Source organism: Streptomyces albus subsp. albus (assembly GCF_000719865.1).
Classification (GTDB): Bacteria; Actinomycetota; Actinomycetes; order Streptomycetales; family Streptomycetaceae; genus Streptomyces; species Streptomyces albus_E.
The window spans coordinates 21,223-44,239 of record NZ_JOID01000013.1 but is presented as its reverse complement, the minus strand read 5'-3'; the positions used below and the strand labels follow the sequence as shown (position 1 = coordinate 44,239).

General features: G+C 74.5%; 18 protein-coding genes, 1 pseudogene and 1 riboswitch. Of the genes and pseudogenes, 7 read left to right on the top strand and 12 right to left on the bottom strand.

What is annotated here, in order from left to right; all coding sequences use genetic code 11:
• Positions 1 to 162 precede the first annotated feature (162 nt).
• The 4 genes and pseudogenes from IF83_RS0114540 to IF83_RS0114525 all read right to left on the bottom strand — a co-directional run bounded on the left by IF83_RS0114540 (position 163) and on the right by IF83_RS0114525 (position 5,317).
• On the bottom strand, positions 163 to 1,794 hold the full coding sequence (locus IF83_RS0114540; protein ID WP_051722773.1) for a cobyric acid synthase: 1,632 nt from the start codon (positions 1,792 to 1,794) through the stop codon (positions 163 to 165).
• A 257-nt stretch (positions 1,795 to 2,051) separates the two neighbouring features.
• A pseudogene (locus IF83_RS0114535) lies at positions 2,052 to 3,071 on the bottom strand (cobalamin biosynthesis protein); the annotation flags it as partial.
• Between the two features lie 193 nt (positions 3,072 to 3,264).
• A riboswitch (cobalamin riboswitch) is annotated at positions 3,265 to 3,389 on the bottom strand.
• Positions 3,390 to 3,786: 397 nt separating this feature from the next.
• Positions 3,787 to 4,032: a hypothetical protein gene (locus IF83_RS0114530; protein ID WP_030544581.1), complete on the bottom strand. Its 246-nt coding sequence runs from the start codon at positions 4,030 to 4,032 to the stop codon at positions 3,787 to 3,789.
• A gap of 25 nt (positions 4,033 to 4,057) precedes the next feature.
• Positions 4,058 to 5,317: an inorganic phosphate transporter gene (locus tag IF83_RS0114525; RefSeq protein ID WP_030544580.1), complete on the bottom strand. Its 1,260-nt coding sequence runs from the start codon at positions 5,315 to 5,317 to the stop codon at positions 4,058 to 4,060.
• A 390-nt stretch (positions 5,318 to 5,707) separates the two neighbouring features.
• On the opposite strand from IF83_RS0114525, the gene IF83_RS0114520 reads away from it, so the two are divergent.
• From IF83_RS0114520 to IF83_RS33725, 3 genes are all read left to right on the top strand, one after another.
• On the top strand, positions 5,708 to 6,367 hold the full coding sequence (locus IF83_RS0114520) for a class II aldolase/adducin family protein (RefSeq protein WP_030544579.1): 660 nt from the start codon (positions 5,708 to 5,710) through the stop codon (positions 6,365 to 6,367).
• Between the two features lie 189 nt (positions 6,368 to 6,556).
• Positions 6,557 to 7,678: an alpha/beta hydrolase gene (locus tag IF83_RS0114515; protein ID WP_030544578.1), complete on the top strand. Its 1,122-nt coding sequence runs from the start codon at positions 6,557 to 6,559 to the stop codon at positions 7,676 to 7,678.
• 206 nt (positions 7,679 to 7,884) lie between these two features.
• Positions 7,885 to 9,339 (top strand): hypothetical protein, encoded by a 1,455-nt coding sequence (locus IF83_RS33725; RefSeq protein WP_030544577.1) that lies wholly within the window; start codon positions 7,885 to 7,887, stop codon positions 9,337 to 9,339.
• A gap of 13 nt (positions 9,340 to 9,352) precedes the next feature.
• Here the strand turns inward: IF83_RS33725 and IF83_RS0114505 are convergent, their stop codons facing one another.
• Positions 9,353 to 9,847 carry a VOC family protein gene (locus IF83_RS0114505; protein ID WP_078843480.1) on the bottom strand — a complete coding sequence of 165 codons (495 nt, stop codon included), beginning with the start codon at positions 9,845 to 9,847 and terminating at the stop codon, positions 9,353 to 9,355.
• A gap of 299 nt (positions 9,848 to 10,146) precedes the next feature.
• Between IF83_RS0114505 and abc-f the strand changes: the two genes are divergently transcribed.
• From abc-f to IF83_RS0114490, 3 genes are all read left to right on the top strand, one after another.
• A complete protein-coding gene (gene abc-f / locus IF83_RS0114500; RefSeq protein ID WP_030544575.1) occupies positions 10,147 to 11,745 on the top strand; it encodes a ribosomal protection-like ABC-F family protein in 1,599 nt (532 codons plus the stop codon).
• A gap of 380 nt (positions 11,746 to 12,125) precedes the next feature.
• Positions 12,126 to 12,347: a helix-turn-helix domain-containing protein gene (locus IF83_RS0114495; protein ID WP_030544574.1), complete on the top strand. Its 222-nt coding sequence runs from the start codon at positions 12,126 to 12,128 to the stop codon at positions 12,345 to 12,347.
• A gap of 181 nt (positions 12,348 to 12,528) precedes the next feature.
• Entirely contained in the window at positions 12,529 to 13,311 is a 783-nt protein-coding gene (locus IF83_RS0114490; protein WP_030544573.1) for an enoyl-CoA hydratase/isomerase family protein, read from the top strand.
• Between the two features lie 59 nt (positions 13,312 to 13,370).
• On the opposite strand, the gene IF83_RS0114485 is transcribed toward IF83_RS0114490, so the two are convergent.
• The 5 genes from IF83_RS0114485 to IF83_RS0114465 all read right to left on the bottom strand — a co-directional run bounded on the left by IF83_RS0114485 (position 13,371) and on the right by IF83_RS0114465 (position 18,233).
• Entirely contained in the window at positions 13,371 to 14,126 is a 756-nt protein-coding gene (locus tag IF83_RS0114485) for an SDR family oxidoreductase (protein ID WP_030544675.1), read from the bottom strand.
• Positions 14,107 to 15,924, bottom strand: coding sequence for a glycoside hydrolase family 15 protein (locus tag IF83_RS0114480; protein ID WP_037680016.1), 1,818 nt, complete (start codon positions 15,922 to 15,924; stop codon positions 14,107 to 14,109). Before IF83_RS0114480 ends, IF83_RS0114485 begins: the two co-directional genes overlap by 20 nt.
• A 93-nt stretch (positions 15,925 to 16,017) precedes the next feature.
• Entirely contained in the window at positions 16,018 to 16,845 is an 828-nt protein-coding gene (locus tag IF83_RS0114475) for an SURF1 family cytochrome oxidase biogenesis protein (protein WP_030544571.1), read from the bottom strand.
• A 68-nt stretch (positions 16,846 to 16,913) separates the two neighbouring features.
• The gene (locus IF83_RS0114470; protein ID WP_078650077.1) at positions 16,914 to 17,147 is read right to left on the bottom strand and encodes a hypothetical protein; all 234 of its coding nucleotides are present in this window, start codon (positions 17,145 to 17,147) and stop codon (positions 16,914 to 16,916) included.
• 60 nt (positions 17,148 to 17,207) lie between these two features.
• Positions 17,208 to 18,233, bottom strand: a complete 1,026-nt coding sequence (locus IF83_RS0114465) for a DEDDh family exonuclease (protein ID WP_030544569.1) — start codon at positions 18,231 to 18,233, stop codon at positions 17,208 to 17,210.
• A 326-nt stretch (positions 18,234 to 18,559) separates the two neighbouring features.
• Here IF83_RS0114465 and IF83_RS0114460 point away from each other — a divergent pair, with 326 nt between their 5' ends.
• On the top strand, positions 18,560 to 19,450 hold the full coding sequence (locus IF83_RS0114460) for a sterol desaturase family protein (protein ID WP_030544568.1): 891 nt from the start codon (positions 18,560 to 18,562) through the stop codon (positions 19,448 to 19,450).
• 85 nt (positions 19,451 to 19,535) lie between these two features.
• On the opposite strand, the gene IF83_RS0114455 is transcribed toward IF83_RS0114460, so the two are convergent.
• The gene (locus IF83_RS0114455; RefSeq protein ID WP_030544567.1) at positions 19,536 to 21,071 is read right to left on the bottom strand and encodes a S8 family peptidase; all 1,536 of its coding nucleotides are present in this window, start codon (positions 21,069 to 21,071) and stop codon (positions 19,536 to 19,538) included.
• Positions 21,072 to 21,204: 133 nt separating this feature from the next.
• Positions 21,205 to 22,734, bottom strand: coding sequence for a S8 family serine peptidase (locus tag IF83_RS0114450; protein ID WP_030544566.1), 1,530 nt, complete (start codon positions 22,732 to 22,734; stop codon positions 21,205 to 21,207).
• Positions 22,735 to 23,017 lie beyond the last annotated feature (283 nt).

Below are 23,017 nucleotides of genomic sequence, written 5' to 3'. Positions count from 1 at the left end.
CGGTGCTGCCCTCCGGTGGAACCCTCGGGAATCGGTCAGATGTCCGCCGCCGCGGCCCGGACGGCCGGGGCGGTACTCGGCGGGACGGCGCGCCGGGCCACGCGCCGGCGGCGGAACGCCCGGCGGTGCGCACGGCACGCCCGGCGTCCCGGACCGTCGCGCTCACGGCGCGCCCGGCGGTACGAACGGCAGGTCCGGCGGCGCCCCCTCCTCGATCAGCCGCAGCAGCGCCCCGGTGTCGGCGTGCTCCTCGATCAGGTCCCCCAGCCGGTCGAGCTGCTCCTCGCGCAGCTCCCCGAACGCGGTGTCCGGCGCCGGGACGAAGCGGCGCCCGGTGTCCCGCGCGATCCGGCGCAGGAAGGCCCGCCGGAAGGCGTCGCTCTCCAGCGAGCCGTGCCAGTGCGTGCCCCACACGGAGCCCGCGCGGCAGCCGTCCAGTGCCCGGCCCCGGCCGTCCGTCATGAACGGCTCGGCGGCGTCGGCCACATCGGCCACCCCGTGGTGGATCTCGTAGCCCGCCACCGGCTCGCCCAGGGCCTCACCCGCCGGCCGGGCCAGGGTCTTCTCCACCGCGAAGCGCACCCGCAGCGGCAGCAGGCCCAGCCCGTCGACCGTCCCGGCCCGCGACTCGACCTCGTCCTCGATCCGCTCGCCGAGCATCTGGTAGCCGCCGCAGACGCCGAGCACCGGCCGGCCCTCCGCGGCCCGGCGGGCCACGGCCTCCGCGAGCCCCCGTTCGCGGAGCCAGGCCAGCGCCCGCACGGTGCCGCGGGTGCCCGGGAGGACGACGAGGTCGGCGTCGGCCAGCTCCTCCGGCCGGTCGGCGAAGCGCACCAGCACGCCCGGCTCGGCGGCCAGCGCGTCGACGTCCGTGAAGTTCGACATCAGCGGCACGGCCACCACGGCGACCCGCAGCACCTCCTCGCCGTGCGGCGGCCCGGCGGCGGACTCGCGCACCGCGCCGCGCAGCGAGAGCCGCAGGCCGTCCTCCTCGTCGATGCCCAGGCCGTGCGCGTACGGCAGGACGCCCAGCACCCGCCGCCCGGTGAGCCCGCGCAGCATGTCCAGACCGGGCTCCAGCAGCGAGGCGTCGCCGCGGAACTTGTTCACCACATAGCCCGCGACCAGCGCCTGGTCCGCGCGGCTCAGCAGGGCGGTGGTGCCGAAGAAGGACGCGAACACCCCGCCCCGGTCGATGTCGCCGACCACCACGGCCGGCAGCCCGGCCGCCCGCGCCAGCCCCATGTTGACGATGTCGTGGCGGCGCAGATTGATCTCCGCCGGGCTGCCCGCGCCCTCGCAGATCACCGCGTCGTACCGGGCGCGCAGTTGCTCGTAGCAGTCGAGGACGACGGGCAGCAGCGCCTCCCGGCGGTTCGCGCCCGGGGCGGAGCCGGGGCCGGACCCGGGGCCCTGGCCGGCCGCGAAGTAGCCCCGGGCGCTCAGTTCGCCGGTGGGCTTGCCGAGCACCACGACCTGGCTGCTGCGGTCGCCGCCGGGCTTGAGCAGCACGGGGTTCATCAGCGCCGACGGTTCCACCCGCGCCGCCTGCGCCTGCATGGCCTGCGCGCGGCCGATCTCGGCCCCCTCGGGCGTCACGAAGGAGTTCAGCGACATGTTCTGCGCCTTGAACGGGGCCACGGAGACGCCCTTGCGGGCCAGCCACCGGCAGATGCCGGCGGTGACGACGCTCTTGCCCGCGTCGGAGGTGGTCCCCGCGACCAGCAGGCCGCCGCCGGGCCGGGCGGAGTCTCCGCCGGGCCGGGCAGCGGTGCCTCCGCCGGTGCCGGTCATCCCCGCTCCTCTCCGGCGGCCCCCGGCCGCCCGCTCGCCGGCCCCGCGCCGCGCGGGGCGACGGACCGTCGCGATACGGCTGTCGCGGTGCGCCGGGCACGCCCGGAGCGCGGCGGGCGCGGGGTCACCGGGGCACGCGTGCCGTGCGGTGCCGGCGGGCCGCCCGTCGGAGGCGCCGCGTTCCGGGCCGAATGGGCCGAACCGGCAGCCGCCCCCACGACACCGGCCGTACCCACGACACCGGCCGCCCCCAGGGCACCGGCGGTACCGGCAGACCGCCGCCCGCCGCGGAGCGCCCCGGACAGCAGCCGCCCCCCGGCGCACACCACCAGCGCCAGCGCGTTCACCCGGCGCGAGAGCCGTACCGCGCGCTCGATGTCGCGCGGTTCCACCGGGCGGTTGCCGGCGCCCAGCACGGGCCGGTGCTCGACCCGGCCGCCGTACGCCAGCGTCCCGCCCAGCCGTACGCCGAGCGCACCCGCGAACGCCGCCTCCACGGGGCCGGCGTTGGGGCTCGGATGGCTCCGGGCGTCGGAGCGCAGCACCCGCAGGGCGCCCCGCGGGTCCGGTCCGGCGAGCACCGCCAGCGCGGCGGTGAGCCGCGAGCCCGGGAAGCCCGCCACATCGTCCAACCGGGCCGGGGCCCAGCCGAAGCGGCGCAGCCGCGGCGACTTGTGGCCGGCCATCGCGTCGAGGGTGTTGACCGCGCGGAACCCGGCCAGCCCGGGCACCCCGGCGACGGCGCCCCACACCAGCGCCCCGACGACCGCGTCGGAGGTGTTCTCCGCGACGGACTCCACGACCGCGCGGGCGATCTGCTGCGCGTCCAGCGACTGCGGGTCCCGCCCGCACAGCCCCGGCAGCCGTTCCCGCGCCCGTGCCAGATCCCCGGCCTCCAGGGCGGCGCCGATGGCGCGCGCCTCCCGGCCGAGCGAGGTGCCGCCCAGCACGGTCCAGGTGACGGCGGCCGTCAGGGCGCCGGACGCGGCGGGGGAGCGGCGTACGGCGCGGGAGAGCCCGGCGGCCGCGGCCACCGTGCCGCCGGCGCACAGGGCGGTGTACAGGGCCCCGGCGCCCCGGTGGTCGCGCCACAGCAGCTGCTCGGCGGCCGTCGCGGCCCGTCCGAACGCCGCCACGGGATGGCCGCGCCGGGGATCGGCGAACAGGAGGTCGCCGAGGAACCCGAGCGCGGTACCGGCGGCGAGGACGGCGTCCGCGGAGCGCGGGCGGGCGGAAATCCGGGGCACGGGGGGCCCGGCGGCGTCTGCGGCACGCATCGGCTCAGACCGCCGTCACGCCTCGGGGGTACGACGGGGGCGGCGGGGCCGCCGGCAGCGGAGAGAGGGGCGCCTGCCCGCGGGCCACCCGGCCTCGGGGCGTTCGGTGGCAGGACGTACTGCGGCGGGAGCCGGGCATGCGTGAAGTCCTCACTCAGGGTCCGCGCCCTGGTTCGACGTGACCGGCGGTGAGAGTCTCCTGGCTCCCGGATCGGCGCGGGCCCCGGTCTTCCCGCCCGTCGGAACGGGCCGTGACATCGGTGGGGTGCGCTCCCCGGTGACAGTGGCGGGACCGCGCCGGATTCGCACCGGCTTCCTCTCCTGCCGCCGTTTGGCCCCGGCAGTCCACCACGCCCGGGAACGCCCGTCAACTCGCCCTTGACCTGCGGGGGATCAGTGTGCCGAGTCCCACACCGGCCCCGGCGCCGCGCGGACACCACCCGGCACGGGAACGGGGGGGGCAGCGGCGTCAGGAGGCGTACGGGGCGGGAGCGCCGGAAGGGGAGAGCCGGCGGGACGGCGGGACTGCGGCGCGGCAGGCGGTGGAGGAGAGGGTCGGCCGGGGCGCGCCCGACGCCACCCGCCGGGCACAGCACGGAGCCCGCCGCCCGGACAGCGCGTGACGCGTGCTGTCCGGGCGGCGGGCCCTGTCCACGGAGTACCGGGGGAATGCCGGCCCGTGCCGGCGGGCCCGGTGGGCCGGCCGGCACGGACGTCAGGCGACGATCAGATAGATCCCGTACGCCACGACCGCCGCGGAGAGCGCGAAGCAGACCACGGCGAGGGTGCGCGCCAGGGCGGTCGGCGCCTCGGCGACCGTGGCGCCCTCCGCACCGCCCGCCTGCGGGTGCCGCTTGGCGGCGGTGCCGACGATGCCCAGGGTGAAGACGCCGACGATGGCGACGGTCGCCACGAGGCTGACCACGGAGACCTGGCCGAGTGCTGCCCAGTCGATGTTCATCCGGTTTCTTTCCTTACCTGAGCCGTCAGGCGACGGTGGTCTTGGAGGCCGTGGACCGGGCCTGCGGGGAACCGGCCTCGCCCTCGTGGGCGGCCGCCTCCAGCGCGGAGTCGGTCGGCGGCGGGGAGAGGGACGCGACGACGTCGGCGATGATGTCCTCGTGCTCCGGGTCGGCGCCCTCGGCCGGGACGTCGTTCACATTGCTGTGGTCGACCTTCTCGTGGCGCGACTTCAGCCAGATCCAGCCGCCGCCCGCGACGGCGAACACGGCCACCGCGGCGACGCCCCAGGTGCCCCGCCCGGCCAGCAGGGCCGCCAGCCCGGCGACGAGACCGGCCGCCGGCAGCGTCAGGCCCCAGGCGACGAACATGCGGGTCGCCGTCGACCAGCGCACCACACCGCCCTTGCGGCCCAGGCCGGAGCCCATGATCGCGCCGGAGGAGACCTGCGTGGTGGAGAGGCCGAAGCCCAGGTGGGAGGAGGCGAGGATGACGGTCGCGGCGCCGGTCTGGGCGGCGAAGCCCTGCGGCGGCTGGATGTCGGTCAGGCCCTTGCCCATGGTGCGGATGATGCGCCAGCCGCCGAGGTACGTGCCGAGGGCGATGGCGACACCGGCCGAGGTGATGACCCAGAACGGCGGACCGGCGTTGGGCGCGAGCACGCCACCGGTGATCAGCGCGAGGGTCATCACACCCATGGTCTTCTGGGCGTCGTTGGTGCCGTGGGCGAGCGAGACCAGGGCCGCCGAGGCGATCTGCCCGGAGCGGTAGCCCTTCGCGGTGTCCCGCTCGTCGCGGTCGCGGGCCAGCCGGTAGGTGAGCCGGGTGGCGGCCATCGCCGCGAGGCCCGCGACGATCGGCGCGGCCAGAGCCGGCAGCAGGACCTTCGACAGGACCACATCGAGGTGGATGGCCCCGATGCCCGCGGAGAACAGGGTGGCGCCGATCAGTCCGCCGTACAGAGCGTGCGACGAGCTGGAGGGGAGGCCCACCAGCCAGGTCAGCAGATTCCACATGATCGCGCCGACCAGGCCGGCGAAGATCACTTCTGGACGGATACCGCTCTCGTCGACGATGCCGCCGGAGATGGTCTTGGCGACCTCCACGGACAGGAAGGCGCCGACGAGATTGAGGACCGCCGACATCGCCACCGCTGTCTTGGGCTTGAGCGCCCCGGTGGAGATGGTCGTGGCCATCGCGTTGGCGGTGTCGTGGAAGCCGTTCGTGAAGTCGAACACCAAGGCCGTGATGATCACGATCCCGATGAGAAGCGTGATGTGTTCCATTCACCCAGGCAATCGTTCGGGGGCCAGTTACACAGCGACGGTAGGGACGCTCGGTGAACGGAAGGTGAATTGGAGTGGGCTTCCAGGTGCGTTTGCGGACCGTCATCCGGGACAGGCGACAGGGTTCAATTCTCCGCATAAGGGCGGCATACCGGGCAGAAAGTCCGCCCTTGGATGTCTGGTGACTGAAGACACACCGGCTCGAAGGTGAACAACGGGACCGGTGGGAGCGGTGGAAGGGGGACTTCCGTTACGGCCGCGACCGGGCCGGCCGGCACGGAGAGTGATCACTTGTCCCGAGCGGCCGGAGACGCCCGCCCGGCCGTTCCCCGCCGCCGCGCTGCGCCCGGCGCCCCGTCTCTGCCAGGATCGCCCCCGGAGGTGAGGGCAGTGACGGAACCGCTCCCGCGGGAACTCGCCGGCGCCTGGGCCGAACTGGTGGCCACGGCCCGGCGCACCACCGACGAGGGGCTGGTCGTCGGCACCTCCGGCAATGTCTCGGTACGCGTCGGCGACACCGTCCTCGTCACGCCCAGCGGTGTGCCGTACCACCGGCTCGGCCCCGCGGACGCGGTCGGCGTGGGCCTCGACGGGCAGCGCCTGCTCGGCGAGCTGCGCCCCACCAGCGAACTGCCGATGCACCTGGCGGTCTACCGGGCCACCGGCGCCCGGGCGATCGTGCACACCCACGCCGTGCACGCCACGGCCGTCTCCACGCTCGTCACCGAGCTCCCCCCGGTCCACTACATGACCGCGGCGCTCGGCGGCCCCGTTCGCGTCGCCCCGTACGCGCTCTACGGCAGCGAGGAGCTGGCCCGTCACACCCTGGCCGCGCTCCGCGACCGCACCGGATGCCTGCTGCGGAACCACGGCACCCTCACCTACGGCGCCACGCTCGACCAGGCGTACGACCGGACAGCGCAACTGGAGTGGATGTGCCGCGTCTGGCTCACCGCCCGGTCCGTGCCCGGCCTCAGCCCCACGCTGCTCTCCGAGGCCGACCTGGCCGAGGCCGCCGGAAAGCTCCGCGGCTACGGCCCGCGCCCCTGACGGTCCCCGGCACCCCCGTCATCCCGGCCGCCTCCGCGCGCCCGTGCCCGGGACGCTCGGGGCCCCCGGGGTGTCAGCGCGGCCCGGGCCTGTCCGCCCCCGTACAACCGACGCCTCCTCCCGCCCCGGATCACCCTCCGGGCAGGCCGGCACTGGCCGCCCGGCCGTATCCCGAGCACACTGGGACCGATGCGACCTCGTACAGCGGCGGCCCTCGCCGCCACAACCGTTCTCGGCGCCGGTACGGCCGCGGTGGCCGCCGGGCGGTACGCCGGCGACACGGCCCTGTCCCCGACCCGGCCGCTGCCGAGCGACCCCCGGCTCACCGTCCACGCCACCACCGCGGACACGGTGACCCTCACCCGCAGCCTGGCCTCCCTGCGGCCCGGCACCTACGGACTGACCGGCGGCGGCGTCCACGCCGTCATCGGCGACGTGGACGAGGACGCCGACTGCCCGCCCGACTCGGTGGTCCGCCGCCTGGAGCGGGTGGCGCGCGGCAGCCTCCGGCGCGGGGCCAAGGTGCGCTTCACCCCGCAGGTCCACACCGGCAACCCGGGTGAGGCGCACGGCCTGGAGTACGAGGACGTGGAGGTCCCCGGCGAACTGGGCCCGCTGCCCGCCTGGCTGGTGCCCGGCACCCGCTCGACCTGGGTCATCACCGTGCACGGCCTCGGCACCACCCGGGAACATCCCATGGTCGTCATGCCGTTCCTGTCCCGGCTCGGCGTCCCCGTGCTCGATCTCGCCCACCGCGGCGACCCGGGCGCGCCCCCCGACCCGGACGGCACCGGCCACCTCGGCGACACGGAATGGCGGGACCTGGACGCCGCCGTCCGCTTCGCCGTGCACCGGGGCGCCGAGCGGGTCGTCCTGCACGGCTGGTCCACGGGCGGCAGCATGGCCGTGCACACCGTGGCCAACTCGGCACTGCGGGACCGGATCAGCGGCCTGGTGCTCGACTCACCCGTGCTCGACTGGCACTCCACGGTCCGCGCCCTCGCCGCCGCCCACGGCACCCCGAGGGCGCTGCTGCCGCTGGCGGTACGGGCCGCGGAGGGCCGGGCGGGGCTGGGCGCGGAGAGCCTCGCGGAGGCGTCGGCGCCGTCCCGGGTGTCCGTGCCGACGCTGATCCTGCACGGTCCGGACGACCGGCTGGCCCCCTGGGACCGCTCACAGCTCCTCGCCGACCGCCGCCCCGACCTCGTCACCCTCCATCCGGTCCCGCAGGCCCCGCACGCCGCGATGTGGAACGCCGACCCGGCCGGCTACGAGGAGGCCCTGCGCCGCTTCCTGACCTCCTTGCTGTAGCCGCCCCGCGCCCGGAGGCGCCCGGCCGTCCCGCGCCCGCCCCCGCCCGGGCGGGGGGCCCGCCGCGCCCGCATACCCCGAGCCCCGGCCGCGGCGGGACCGCGGACCGTTCCGGGGACCCCGCCGCGCCCGCCGCGAACCCGCTGTGTCATGGGTGCCGTACCCTCCGATTGGGTTTTCGGGCCGTCACCCGCGACACTGCTGCGGTGACGTCCCGTACTCCGCGCGACTCCCGGCTTCATCTTGTCCCGAACCGACCCACCGCCGCCGCCCGGCGAGCGGTGACGACCCGTCGCAAACGGCAGGGCCCCCCGGCCTGGGGGGCCACGGCCCCCCGTCCTCCCGCGGGCACGCCCGCCCCCGCCGAACTGGCGCGGCACGCGCGGGAGATCCTCGCCGGAGCGGTACGGATCGCCCGCTGGGCCGACGCCGAGCGCGGCCGCGGCGCCCGGCTCGGGCCCGGCGGCACCGGAGCGCTCTCCGGCGAGGCCGCCGAAAGGGCCGCCGGCGCACTCGGGCTGACACCGCACCAGGTCCGTTCCGACTGGGACCGCGCACGGCTCGCCGGACTCGTCGAGTTCCACGGCGACGTGGCCCGCCCCGGCTGGCGCCTCCACGCCTGGGACCGCGACGACACCGCCGCGCTGCGCGGCTGGGTCGCCCTGCTCGACGCCTGGTCGATAGCCCACCCCGCCCCGTCCGCCTTCGCGCCCACCGTCGTGGCCGAAGTCGTGGAGGCCGTACCGCAGTTGCTCTCCGTACTCCAGCTGTCGGCCGGATTCGTGCCCCTCGGCACGCTCGGGGACATCCTCGAACAGCGGGTCGCCGAGCTCCGCACGGAACGCTGCGAGGTGCCCTACTCCGGCAACGGGACTCCGGCCACCGGCCCGGGGGAGGGGACCGGGGAGAGACCGGCCGGGGACGGCCCCGCGGGCGGCCCGCCGCCCGCGCCCCTGCTGGACTGGGCGCTGGAGGGCCTGGTGTCCGTCGGAGCGCTGACCCGGGAGGACGGCCAGGCCACGCTGACCCCGCTCGGCAACTGGGCGGTCTGGGTCAAGCTCGAACAGATCTGCGTGGCGGCGCAGAGCCCCGCCGGCAACATCGAGCAGCCCGCCGCCGACATGCTCCGCGGCTGCGCCGGCCTCACCCCCGGCCCGGCCCGGGCGGAGTACCGCGCCTGGCTCGCGGCCCGTCCCGTCGGCAGCGCCGTCGAGGAACTGCTGGAGGCGGCCCGCGGCGAGGACGCCCTGCTGCGCGGCCTCGCCTTCGAGGCGCTGCGCGTCGTCGGCGCCCCCGCCGAACCGGCAGTACGGGCGGTGACCGGCGAGCCGTATCTGCGTCCCTACGCGCTGCTGTGGCTGGCCGAACAGGAGGGCGGCGACCCCGAGGACTCCCCGGACGTGCTCACCCGCGAGGAGGCGACCTGGCTCTGGGTCGACACCGCCGCCGCGGTGGCCGACCACGGCGAGGGCCAGCTGCTGGTGCACCACCTGGAGTCCGCGGTGCAGGACACGGTGCCCGCCCTGCTCAGGGAAGTGCGCTCGGTCGGCCATCCGCGCACGGTCCAGGTCCTGGTCGCCCTGGCCGCGGCCCACCCGGACCCGGCCCTGGCCAAGGCCGTCCGCCGGGCGGCCTTCCAGGTCCACACGGGCGGCGCGTAGCCCCCGGGGGTCCTCAGGCCGGGGGCATCGTGCTGGGGACGTAGTCGCCGAAGCTCCAGACGTTGCCCTCGGCGTCCCGGGCCGTGTACGTCCGCGCGCCGTAGGGCTCGTCGGCCGGGGCCGCGAGGATCTCCGCGCCGTGGGCCACGGCGCGGCGGTGGTGGGCGTCCACGTCGGCCACGCGTACGTAGACCCCGACCGGGCCGCCGCCCGGCGGGGCGTCGGTGAGCGCGCCCTTCTCCGCCCTGCTGCCGAGCATCACCACGCCGTTGCCGTACGACAGTTCGGCGTGGACGACGGCGCCGGTCCCCTCGTCCTCGTACACTGCGACCTCGGTGAAGCCGAAGGCCCCGGTGAGCTGGCGCAGGGCGGCGTGCGCGTCCTCGTAGCGCAGGGTCGGGCAGACGCTCGGGTGGGCACTGTCCCCGGCGCCGCCACCGCCGCCACCGCCGCTTCCGCCGCCGCCACGGCCACCGGCACGGTCCGCTCGACCCGGGCTGTGCGTCATCTCGGTCACTCCTCACGGGATCCGGATCCCCGCCACCAGTCTCCCCGCCCCGCCTCGGCAGGGCCCGCCGGGCGCCGGGCCGCGGCCCGCGAACCACCCGGGAAACCGGCTTGCGCCGCACGGTTAGACTGGCCCGTATGGCAATTCTCCTCGCTCATTAGACGGCGTCGCGCCCGCGCCGTGACGCGGCCCTGAGAGATCCGCGATCCGTCCGGCACCAGCCCGGACCCCCGGATACGCCTGGATCCGCCCGTCGATCCGACCGCCCGACGTCCGTCCGTTCCGCCTGGAGTATTCCCGTGATCACCGCCACCGGCCTTGAGCTGCGCGCCGGAGCCCGTCTTCTCATCGAGTCCGCCTCCTTCCGCATCGCGAAGGGCGACCGCATCGGCCTCGTCGGCCGGAACGGCGCCGGCAAGACCACCCTGACCAAGGTCCTCGCCGGCGAGGGCATCCCCGCCGCAGGCACCGTCACCCGCTCCGGCGAGGTCGGCTACCTGCCGCAGGACCCGCGCACCGGGGATCTGGACGTGCTCGCCCGCGACCGCGTCCTCTCCGCCCGCGGCCTGGACGCCGTCATCCGCAAGATGCGCGAGAACGAGCAGCGGATGTCCACCGGCCAGGGCGCCACCCGCGACAAGGCGATGCGGAAGTACGAGCGCCTGGAGACCGAGTTCCTCACCAAGGGCGGTTACGCCGCCGAGGCCGAGGCCGCCACCATCGCCGCCAGCCTGGGACTGCCCGACCGCGTCCTCGGACAGCCGCTGCACACCCTCTCCGGCGGCCAGCGCCGCCGGGTCGAGCTGGCCCGAATCCTCTTCTCGGACTCCGACATCCTGCTGCTCGACGAGCCGACGAACCACCTCGACGCCGACTCCATCGTCTGGCTGCGGGACTACCTCAAGACCTACAGCGGCGGTTTCGTGGTCATCTCCCACGACGTCCAGCTCGTCGAGACGGTCGTCAACAAGGTCTTCTACCTGGACGCCAACCGCTCCCGCATCGACGTCTACAACATGGGCTGGAAGCAGTACCAGGCCCAGCGCGAGGCCGACGAGCGGCGCCGCAAGCGGGAGCGGGCGAACGCCGAGAAGAAGGCCGCCGCACTCAACAGCCAGGCCGACAAGATGCGGGCCAAGGCCACCAAGACCGTCGCCGCCCAGAACATGGCCCGGCGCGCGGAGAAGCTGCTCGCCGGACTGGAGGAGCAGCGGGCCTCCGACAAGGTCGCCAAGCTGCGCTTCCCCGACCCGGCGCCGTGCGGCAGGACCCCGCTCACCGCCGAGGGCCTGTCGAAGTCCTACGGCTCCCTGGAGATCTTCACGGATGTCGACCTGGCCATCGACAAGGGCTCCCGGGTCGTCATTCTCGGTCTCAACGGCGCGGGCAAGACCACGCTGCTGCGGCTGCTCGCGGGCGTGGAGAAGCCCGACACCGGCGCGGTGACCCCGGGCCACGGCCTCAAGCTCGGCTATTACGCGCAGGAGCACGAGACCCTCGACCCGGACCGCACGGTCCTGGAGAACATGCGCTCCGCCGCCCCGGACCTCGATCTCGTCGCGGTCCGCAAGACCCTCGGCTCGTTCCTCTTCTCCGGCGACGACGTGGACAAGCCCGCGCGGGTGCTCTCCGGCGGGGAGAAGACCCGGCTGGCGCTGGCCACCCTCGTGGTCTCCTCGGCCAATGTGCTGCTGCTCGACGAGCCGACGAACAACCTCGACCCGGCCAGCCGCGAGGAGATCCTCGGCGCGCTGCGCACCTTCACGGGCGCGGTGGTCCTGGTGACGCACGACGAGGGCGCCGTGGACGCCCTCCAGCCGGAGCGGATCATCCTGCTGCCGGACGGCGTGGAGGACCTGTGGGGCGAGGACTACGCGGATCTCGTCGCCCTGGCCTGACCCCCGGCCCGCCCCGGGGACCCGCCCCGTCACCGGGGGCGACCCCACCGCTTGATCCGCTCCGGCTGGATCATTCGGCCCATGCGTGATCCATCATCTGAGTGAGTCCGGGTCGTACCCCGGTGCGCCCCCGGGCCCTCGCGCCCGCGCTGTGCCATGCCCGGCCCGTCGGCCGGCCCACCACATCTGACCTGGCCCTTCCCGGGGAATTGCGGAATGCGACGGGCGGAAACGGAATTCGGATTTCCGGATTCCGGGCCTTTCCGTGCGCCATACAAGGGTCAAGGAGGCCGTACGGACCTTGTCGAATGGGTGGCCAGGACGGCGGATAGGGGTGATCATGAGAAGTCCAGAGGCGCACTTCCCATGAGGAGGCACGGGTGGCCGAGACTCTGAAGAAGGGCAGCCGGGTAACCGGCTCCGCGCGCGAAAAGCTCGCGGCTGACCTGAAGAAGAAGTACGACTCCGGTGCGAGCATCCGGGCGCTGGCCGAGGAGACCGGCCGTTCCTACGGATTCGTCCACCGGATGCTCAGCGAGTCAGGGGTGACCCTGCGGGGCCGCGGCGGCGCCACGCGCGGCAAGAAGGCCGCCTCGGCCTGACGTCCGTCCCGTCCGCAAGGGCGGTGCGCCCCGATGGAACGGGTGGTGACCACCCGGTCGGTCCCACGGCCGCCCGGGTGGTTACTGTGCAGTAATACAGTTGCCCGGGAGCGGACCGGTACCGCCACGGTCCCGCCGCCCGACCGGCGCTGATCCACTGCGGCCCATTCCGGAGGCACCCATGACCCTGCTGGACCGGGACGGCGTACGGCTCACCCTTGACGACGACGGCTCCGTCGCCACGGTGACCCTGGCCAACCCCGCCAAACGCAACGCCCAGACCTTCGCCCTGTGGCGTGCCCTGGCCGAGTCCGGGCGGCTCCTCCCGGGGACCGTCAGGGTCGTCGTGGTGCGGGCCGAGGGCCAGTCTTTCTCCGCGGGCCTCGACCGGCGCGCCTTCACCCCCGAAGGCTTCGACGGCGAGCCCTCGGTGATGCAGCTGGCGGCCCGGGAGGACGGCGGCGAGTCCGCCATCGCCGAGTTCCAGGAGGGCTTCACCTGGCTCCGGCGGAACGACATCATCACCGTCGCCGCCGTGCAGGGGCACGCCATCGGAGCCGGCTTCCAGCTCGCCCTCGCCTGTGATCTGCGGGTCTGCGCCGACGACGTCCAGTTCGCGATGCGCGAGACCAGCCTCGGCATCGTGCCGGACCTCACCGGCACCCACCCGCTGGTCGCCCTCGTCGGCTACGCCCGCGCGCTGGAGATCTGCGTCACCGGCCGCTTCGTACAGGCCGCCGAGGCCGAGCGCACGGGCCTCGCCAACCTCGTGGTGCCGGCCGCCGAGCTCGACGCCGCGGCCCGCGATCTGGCGGCGGCGATCCTGGCGGCGCCGCGCGACGCGGTGATCGAGACCAAGGCGCTGCTGAAGGGCGCGGCCGGCCGCACCCTCGACGAGCAGCGGGCCGCCGAGCGCGCGTCCCAGAGCCGCCGCCTCCGCGATCTGGCGGGCCTCTCCGACTGACCGGCACCCTGCTTCCCGGGGCGGCCCCTCACCCGCCCCGGGAAGCCGGGCCGCCCGGCTCAGAAGCCGTGCCGGAAGCCGCCGTCCACCGGGAGCATCACCCCGGTGAGGTACGAGGCGGCGGGGGAGAGGAAGAAGGCCGCGGTCCGGCCGAACTCCTCCGGGGTGCCGTAGCGGCCGAGCGGGATCGCGGCCGAGTTGCGGGCGCGGGCCGCCGCCGCGTCGCCGGAGAGCGCGTCCAGCTCGCGGACCCGGTCGGTGTCGATGCGGGCCGGCAGCAGCCCGACGACGCGGATGCCGCGCGGACCGAGCTCCACGGAGAGCGACTTGGCGAAGCCGGCCAGCCCCGGGCGGAGCCCGTTGGAGATCGCCAGCCCGGGGATCGGCTCGTGGACGGAGCCGGAGAGCACGAAGCCGATGACGCCGCCCTCGGCCAGTTCGCCCGCGGCCGCGCGGGCCATCCGGACGGCGCCCAGGAAGACGGACTCGAAGGCGGACCGCCACTGCTCGTCGGTGTTGTCCGCGCCGGAGCCGGGCGGCGGGCCCCCGACGCTGACCAGCACGCCGTCGAGGCGCCCGAAGTGCTCCCGGGCGGCGCCGATGAGCCGGCCGGGGGTGGCGGGGTCGGCGTTGTCGGCGGCGATGCCGATCGCGTTCGGGCCCAGCCCGTCCGCCGCGGCGGCGACGCTCTGCCCATCGCGCGAGGCGAGCACGACCCTCGCGCCGTCGGCGACCAGCTCGCGGGCGGCGGCCAGGCCGAGGCCACGGGAGCCGCCGGTGACGACGTACACACGGTCATTCAGTCCAAGATCCATGGCCCCATGGTCTCGTACCCTCCTCCGAAGCCAGCGCACGGGCCGTGTTGACCAGGCCCACATGGCTGAACGCCTGCGGGTAGTTGCCCAGTTGGCGGCCGGCGACCGGATCCCACTGCTCGGCCAGCAGCCCCACGTCGTTGCGGAGGCCCAGCAGCCGCTCGAACAGTTCCCGGGCCTCGGCGCGGCGGCCGGTGGCCAGCAGCGCGTCGGCCAGCCAGAAGGAGCAGACGAGGAAGGCGCCCTCGCCGCCGGGCAGGCCGTCCTCCCCGTACCCCGGGTCGTAGCGGCGGATGAGCCCGCCGTGTCCCAGTTCGCGGCGGACGGCGTCCACGGTGCCCCGCACGCGCGGGTCGGAGGGCGGCAGGAAGCCCACCGAGGGGATGAGGAGGGTGGCCGCGTCCAGCCCTCGTGAGCCGTAGTACTGGGTGAAGGTGTTGCGCTCCGTGTCGTAGCCCTTCTCGCACACCTCGCGGTGCACGGTCTCCCGCATCGCCCGCCAGCGGCCGGTGTCGGCCCGCAGACCCGGGTGGGCCTCCGCGGTGCGGATCGCGCGGTCCGCGGCCACCCAGGCCATGACCTTGGAGTGGACGAAGTGGCGGCGCGGCCCGCGCACCTCCCAGAGCCCTTCGTCCGGCTCGCGCCAGTGGCCCTCCAGGAAGTCCATCAGCGCCCGCTGGAGGTTCCAGCTGTTCTCCTCCGGGGCCAGTCCGCTGAGCCGGGCGAGGTGGAGGGAGTCCAGGACCTGACCGTAGACGTCGAGCTGGTGCTGCTCCACGGCGGCGTTGCCGATCCGGACCGGGGCCGAGCCCTCGTAGCCCCCCAGCCAGGGCGCCTCGAACTCCGTCAGCCGCCGTTCGCCCGCGATCCCGTACATGATCTGGAGGTCCCCGGGGGAGCCGGCGACGGCGCGCAGCAGCCAGTCCCGCCAGGCGGAGGCCTCGGTGAGATAGCCGCCGGCGACCAGCGCGTTGAGGGTGAGGGCGGCGTCCCGCAGCCAGCAGTAGCGGTAGTCCCAGTTGCGGACGCCGCCGATCTCCTCGGGGAGCGAGGTGGTGGCCGCGGCCACTATGCCGCCCGTCGGGGCGTAGGTGAGGGCCTTGAGCGTGATCAGCGACCGCAGCACGGCCTCCCGCCAGGGCCCTTGGTAGGTGCACCGCGCGGACCACGCCTCCCAGTCGTGCAGCGCGTGGGCCAGCGACTCGTACGGGTCGATGGCGCGCGGCACCTCCTCGTGCGAGGGGTGCCAGGTGAGCACGGAGGCCACCCGCTCGCCCGCGGCGACGGTGAAGTCCGCGCGGGTGCGGCCGTCCTCGCCGCGGGTCCAGACGGCCTTCTCGCCACGCAGCCAGACCGAGTCCGGTCCCGCCACGGCGATGTGGTGGCCGTCGGCGCGGCGCTCCCACGGGACGATGCTGCCGTAGTCGAAGCGCGGCCGGATCTCGCCCGCCATCGCCACCCGGCCGGACAGGCCCTCGACGATCCGCACGAGGTCGGGGGCGCGGTCGCGCTGCGGCATGAAGTCGGTGACCCGGACACTGCCCTCCGGGGTCTCCCAGACGGTGTCCAGCACCAGGGTGTCCCCGCGGTACGAGCGGCGGGCGCAGACGGCCCCGGGGGCGGCGGAGCGGGGGGCCAGCCGCCAGTGGCCGTTCTCCTCGCCGCCCAGCAGCGCGGCGAAGCAGGCGCCCGAGTCGAAGCGGGGCAGGCAGAGCCAGTCGATGGAGCCGTCGCGGCCCACGAGGGCGGCCGTCTGCAGATCGCCGATGAGCGCGTAGTCCTCGATCAGTCCCGGCACGTCGTCCCTTCCCCGGTGGTGCCCGGGCTCCCGCCGCCCGTGGCCTGCCTCCTGCCTACCCGGGCCGGGCGCGCGGACGCGTGGGCCCGCGGGTCAGGACGGGACGGGTACGGGCCGGCCGCTCTCCTCGTCACCGGCGCTGCCGTCCCCGGTGCCGCCGTCCCCGGCGCTCCCGTCCGCGCGGCGCCGGTCGGCGAGCTCGCGGCGGAGGAGGATCACCCAGCCGACCGGGACGCCGGCGGCGAAGATCCACCACTGCACGGCGTAGGCCATGTTCACGCCGATGCCGTCGTGGTCGGGTTCGGCCACGGGCTGCGGGCTGCCGGCGGCGGGCTTCACCAGCTCGATGTAGCCGCCGAGCACCTCGCGGTCCAGCCGCTCGGCCTGCTGGACGCTGTTGATCAGCATGAACTGCCGGTCCGGCAGCCCCTGCTTGTCCTTGATGCCGCTGGCCTCGGTGGTCTCGTCGCCCATGAGGCGGCCGGTGACGGTGACCTTCCCGGCGGGCGGGGCGGGGATCTCCGGGAACGCGGCCTGGTCCGCGCCGGCCCGGATCCAGCCGCGGTTGACGAGGACGGCGCGGCCGTCGCCGAGGAGCAGCGGGGTGAGCACGAAGTAGCCGATGCGGTCGCCGTCCGGGGCGGTCCGCCGGCGGATCACGGCCTCGTTCCGGGTGTCGAAGGTGCCGGTGGCCGTCACGCTCCGCCAGTAGTCGTCCTTCGGCACCACATGGCCCGGCGAGGTCAGCTCGGTCACGGGCACGGGACGGGCTTCGAGGTTGCGCTCGATCAGCCGGTTGTGCGCGACCCGGTTCTCATGGCGGTGGAGCTGCCAGAATCCCAGCTCGACCATCACGGGGATGAGGAGCAGTGCCACGAGGGTGAGGATCACCCACTGCCGGGTCAACAGGAAGCGGTACACCCCACGACCGTACAACTCGGTCGCGGGGTGCGGGACGCCAGGTGGCCGGTGAGGGCCGGTGGAGGTGGTCAGACGTGGTCGACGAGGCCCACCTTCCCCTCGGCGCGGGCGCAGTGGGCACCGCAGTAGAAGTGCCCGTCCGCCTCCGTGCCCTGGCCGATGATCCGGGAGTCGCAGTGCTCGCAGATCGGCGCCATGCGGTGGATGGCGCAGGAGAAACAGTCGAAGACGTGCACATCGCCCTGCGCGTGCACTTCGAAACTCATGCCGTAGTCGTTTCCGCATACCTCGCATCTGGCCATGCGCCACAGACTGCGGGCGCGGGGTGGCGGACGGGGGGCGTGCGGCGGGCGCGTCGCGCCTCATTCACCTGATTGCGGGGCGGTGTCCGCTGCCGGGGCGACATCGCCCAGCAACTGCATGAACGCGGCCTCGTCGACCACGGGGGTGCCGGCGGCCCGCGCCTTGACGGTCTTGGACGTGGCCGAGTCCGGATCGTTGGTCACCAGCAGGCTGGTGAGCCGGGACACGCTCGTGGCGACATGCAGGCCGGCCTCGGTGGCGCGGTCCTCCAGCAGCTCGCGGTCCACGGAGGTGTCGCCGGAGAAGGCGACCCGCATCCCCTGGACGAGAGGCTTGCCCGGCTCGTACCGGCCCGGGTTCGGATGGGGGCAGGGCGGGCGCTTGCGGCTGGGCCGCCAGCTCGCCGCACGGTACGAGCTGCGCGTCCCCGAGGAGGGGGAGGGGCTGTCGTGCCACTCGGTGAGCGGCCGGCAGGTGTGCAGCGGCAGGGCCAGCCCGCTGCCGGCCGCCAGGTGCAGACTGGGCCGGAAGGCCTCGGCGAGCACCCGGGCGTCGTCCAGGGCGTGGTGGGCCCGGCGCTGTTCGACGCCGTAGTGCGCGGCGAGCGACTCCAGCTTGTGGTTCGGCAGCGGCAGCCGCAGCTCCTTGGCGAGCGCGATGGTGCACAGCCGCTGCCGCACCGGGGCCGTGCTGCCCGCGCGGGCGTACTCCCGGGCCAGCATCGACCAGTCGAACATGGCGTTGTGCGCGACGAGCACCCGGCCGTCGAGCCGCGCGGCGAGCTCCCGGGCGATCTCCGGGAAGAGCGGGGCGCCTTCGAGGACGTCGCTCGTCAGGCCGTGTATCCACACCGGCCCGGGGTCGCGCTCCGGATTGACCAGGGTGTACCAGTGGTCCTCCACCTCGCCCCGCGCGTCGAGCCGGTAGACGGCGGCCGACACGATGCGGTCGTCCCGGGCGAGACCGGTGGTCTCGACGTCGACCACGGCATAGCCCCGCGGATACGCCGGGGGCCAGGCGGTCGGGGGCGTCGGGACGGACTGCCGCCCGATGAGGGGCGGGGCTGCCGTGCGGTCTTCGAGCATGGTCACTGAGAATACGGGGCACCGCCGACATCGCCCGCGCGCCCCGCGCCCGCGGCCGGACCGGCACCGGTCGTCCGGACGGGTCCGGGCCCTCGGCTCACGTCAACCGGCTGCCGGGGAGGGGACGTTCGCGGCGGCCGGCCCGTCGCTGACGCGGCGTCGGACCGCGCCGGGCCGTCGGGCCGGCCGGCGGGGATCCGGCCCCCGCCTCCCGGCGTCCGGCCGCCCGGCCGGGAAGGGGCCCGGGGAAGGGATCCGGGACAGCCGGGAATACTGCTCGGTAACTACCCCTGGCGGCGCGGCGCGGCGAGTCCTATCGTGCGTGCATGCCAAACCTTCCCGACGTCGTGCTGTGGTCGATACCCGCCTTCGTGCTGCTCACCGTCGTCGAGGCGGTGAGCTACCGGCTGCACCCCGACGAGGACGCCGCCGGCTACGAGACCAAGGACGCCGCCACCAGCATCGGTATGGGCCTCGGCAGCCTGGTGTTCGATCTGCTGTGGAAGATCCCGATTGTCGCGATCTACACCGCCGTCTACGAGCTGACGCCGCTGCGGGTGCCCACCGTGTGGTGGACGGTGCTGCTCCTGGTGGTCGTCCAGGACTTCTTCTACTACTGGTCCCACCGCGGCCACCACGTGATCCGGATCCTGTGGGCCTGCCATGTGGTGCACCACTCCAGCCAGAAGTTCAACCTCTCCACGGCGCTGCGCCAGCCCTGGACGAGCCTCACCTCGTGGCCGTTCTACCTGCCGATGATCGCCTGCGGTGTGCACCCGGCCGTGCTGGCCTTCCTCTCCTCCGTCAGCCTCGTCTACCAGTTCTGGATCCACACCGAGCGGATCGGCAAGCTGCCCCGGCCGCTGGAGTTCGTCCTCAACACCCCCTCGCACCACCGGGTGCACCACGCCTCGCAGGGCAGCTATCTGGACCGGAACTTCGGGGGCATCCTCATCGTCTGGGACCGGCTGTTCGGCTCCTTCGCGGCCGAGGTGGAGAGGCCCGTCTACGGGCTGACCAAGAACATCAGCACTTACAACCCGCTGCGGGTCGCCACCCACGAGTACGCGGCCATCGCCCGGGACCTCCGCGCGGCCCGGAGCTGGCGCGAACGCGCCGGCCGGGTGCTGCGCGGGCCCGGCTGGCAGCCGGCGCCCGTGGCCGTCTCCGCCCCGGGGCCCGCGGCTGCCGCGCCGGGCGCCGTGCCGGCCGAATAGCCGCGGAGCTGCGCGGGAGGGAACGGCCGGAGGGCCGGGCGGTCATCACCGCCCGGCCCTCCGTCGCTCAACTCCCCTCAGGGGGTCAGCGCTTCACCGCGTCCAGCGCGTCGGTGAGCCCGGCTCCGTAGAAGCCGTTGCCGTACCGGCCGCCCTCGCAGACCGCGTCGGCCTCGCCGTCGCCGTTGATGTCGTACGGGTCGGTGCAGGACTTCCGGTCCGCCTGGGCCTTGAGCAGGGCCTTGACCACCGCCGGCGGCGCCCACGGGTGCGTGCTCTTGATCAGTGCGGCGACACCCGCGGCGTGCGGGGAGGCCATGGAGGTGCCGGCCATGTAGCCGTAGCGGCCGCCCGGCAGCGGGCCGAGGATCAGCCCGCTGGTCGCCGGGGCCTCCGGCGGCTGGTAGGCGGTGCTGTCACCGCCCGGGGCCGCGATGTCGATGACTCCCTTTCCGTAGTTGGAGAACGAGGACTTGAGGCCCTTGGCCCCGGTCGAGGAGACGGTGACCACGCCGGGGAGCTGGGTCGGGATGTCCGGGCACACGCTCGGGTCGACGTCGCGCTCCACCGGGGTGGAGTCGTTCGGGCTGGAATTGTCGATGATGGAGTCGGACGCCAGGTCGAAGTTGGAGTTGCCGGCCGCGGCGACGTTGACCGCGCCCTTGCGCTCCGCGTAGCGGGTGGCCCGGGTGAGGGCCTCCACCAGCGCCTTCTGGTCCGGGTCGTCCGTGCAGTTGAACATCCACGGGTCGACGTAGTAGCTGTTGTTGGTCACCTCGACGCCGTGTTCGGCCGCCCACATGAAGCCGCAGACCACGGCCTCCGTGTAGAACCAGCCGTCCACGGTCGACACCTTGATGCCGGAGACCTTGACGCCGGGGGCGACACCGGTCACGCCGACGCCGTTCTTCGCGGCGGCGATCTCCCCGGCGACGTGCGTCCCGTGCGGGCTCTCGCCCTCGGTCGGGCGCCAGGCGCCGTCGCTGGTGTCGGGCTTGCCGGCCACGCAGTTGACGGAGGCCTCGCGGTCGAAGTTGGGCGCCAGGTCCGGGTGGGTGTCGTCCACGCCGGTGTCGATCACCGCGACGGTGACCTTGTCGCTGCCGAGGGAGACCTCGTGGGCCCGGTCCGCCTTGATGGCGGGCAGGTCCCACTGCAGGGGCTGCAGCGGATCCTCGTCCTCCTCGGCCTTGGCCTCCGCGGCCTTCATCTGGCTCGGCGTCAGCTCCTGCGGGGCGCCCACGTCGGTGGTGGCGGCCGAGGGCAGCGGCGCGGTGCGGGTGGCACCGGCCGACTGGACGCCCTTCACGCCGCGGATCTTCTCCGCGAAGGCGGGGTCCGAGGAGTGCACGACGATCACGCCGATCTTGTCGTACGCCTGGACGATCTTGCCGCCCGCCCGGGCGATCGCCTTGCCGGCCTTCGCGGTCGCGCCCTTCCCCGGGCGGACGTTGACGACGTAGCTGAGGGACTCGCCCTCGGCGGCGGTCCGCGCGGTGGTCTCCGCACCGTCGGCCGGGGCGGCGCTGGCCGACCCGGGCAGCACGGCGAGTGCGGCGGCCAGGGCCATGCCCGCCGGTATGGCCACGGCACGGCGCGACCGTGCGGATAGCGGCGTCATGGTCATGAGGTCTCCACTTCGTCGGAAAGGTTCAAGGCGGTCGGGACCGCCGGCGCCGACGGGCTGCTGGTGCCGCCCGTGCCGGTCATGCTGACGGTGCGTCGGGTGCGGGGAGGGCAACCGGTGCGCCGCATCACTTCTTTACCGCGTCCAGGGCGTCGACGATGCCGAAGCCGTAGAAACTGTTGACGTGCTCGGTGCCCTCGCACTCGGCGTTGATCTTGCCGTCACCGTCGGGATCGTACGGCTCCGACGGGCAACCCGGGTTGTCGGCACCGGCCTTGAGCAGCCACTGCACCTCCTGGGGGCTCGCGTCCGGTCGCGCGCTCATCGCCAGCGCGGCGACCCCGGCGACGTGCGGGCCGGCCATCGACGTCCCCTGGAGATAGGCCCAGTCGCCCTCCGGCATGGTGGAGAGGATCCGGCCGTCCTTCGCGGGCAGCCCGGGCACCTGGTACTTGTCGCCGCCCGGTGCCGCGACGTCGATCTGCCCGAGGCCGTAGTTGGAGTAGTACGACTTGAGGGAGCGCACGCCCGTCGCGGCGACGGTGACGACACCGGGCAGCTGGGCGGGGACGTCCCAGCACTCACCCGGGTCGATCTCCCGCTCGGCCGGGGTGCTGTCGTTCGGGCTGGAGTCGTCGGTGAGGGAGTCCGCGGCGAGGTCCATGTTCGAATTGCCCGCCGAGGCGACGTTCACCGCGCCCTTGCGCTGGGCGTAGGCCGCCGCACGGCCGACCGCCTCGCGGATGGCCTTCTGGTCCGGCTGGTCGGCGCAGTTGAACAGCCACGGGTCCACGTAATAGCTGTTGTTGGTGACCTCGACCCCGCGGTCGGCGGCGAAGACGAACGCGCAGACCACCGCCTCGGCGAAGAACAGGCTGGTGTCGGGCTCGCTCACCTTGATCGAGGAGACCCGCACGTTCGGCGCCACCCCGGCGACGCCAACACCGTTGCGGGCGGCGGCGATGGAGCCGGCGACGTGCGTGCCGTGGTAGTCGTCGGCGGTGTACGGGCGCCAGGCGCCGGGGCGGGTGTCCGGGACGCCCCCGACGCAGTTCGCCGACTGGCCGCGGGAGAAGTTGGGCGCCAGATCCGGGTGGGTGTCGTCCACACCGGTGTCGATGACCGCGACGGTCACCTCGCGGCTGCCCGGGTTGACCTCGGCCGCGCGGTCCGCCTTGATGGCGGGGAGGTCCCACTGCAGGGACTCCAGCGGTTCCTCGCCCTCGGCGGCGGCCGCGCGGCGCAGCGCGGCCGCGGGCTCGCCGACCTTCTCGGGCCGGCCGACCTCGGTCGTGGCGGCGGACTTCAGCGGCGCGGTGCGGGTGGCACCGGCCGAGTGGACGCCGTCGACGGCGCGCAGGGCCGCGCCGAACTCCGGGTCCGCCGCGTGGGCGACGATCACACCGATCCGGTCGTGGCTGGTGACGACCGTGCCGCCGGCCCGGGTGACGGCCCGCTCCACCCGGGCGACCGCGCGCCGGCCGGGGGCGGTGTTCACCACGTACGAGAGCAGCGGGCCCTCCGCGGCCGCCGTCTCCGGCGGCGCCTGGTGCGGCGAGGCCGAGGCGGCACCGGGCAGGATTCCGACAGACGCCGCCAGCGCGAGCCCGAGGGGCAGGGCCAGAGCGCGCGAGCGTCTGGAGCGGAGATGAACCATGGGTTCTCCACATCATCCGTGAGTCCGTCCGCACGCGGGTCGCGCGTGGACGGGTGCATGACAGCGGAAGCTAGCGCCGAACAACCGATCTGATCAATTGAATCCGGCGGAAAGTCGGGGCTTTCGCTGCCGATGGGGCCGCACGGACCACGCGAGCTGCCCGTCCGGTCCGCCGCCGGGCCCCCGGCCCCGGACCGCGGCCGGGCGCCGCCCCGCGCCCCTCACCACCGTATACGCGCGGTAACCCTCGGTGTTCGGTTTCACCCCGCCGAGCCCGCCCGGA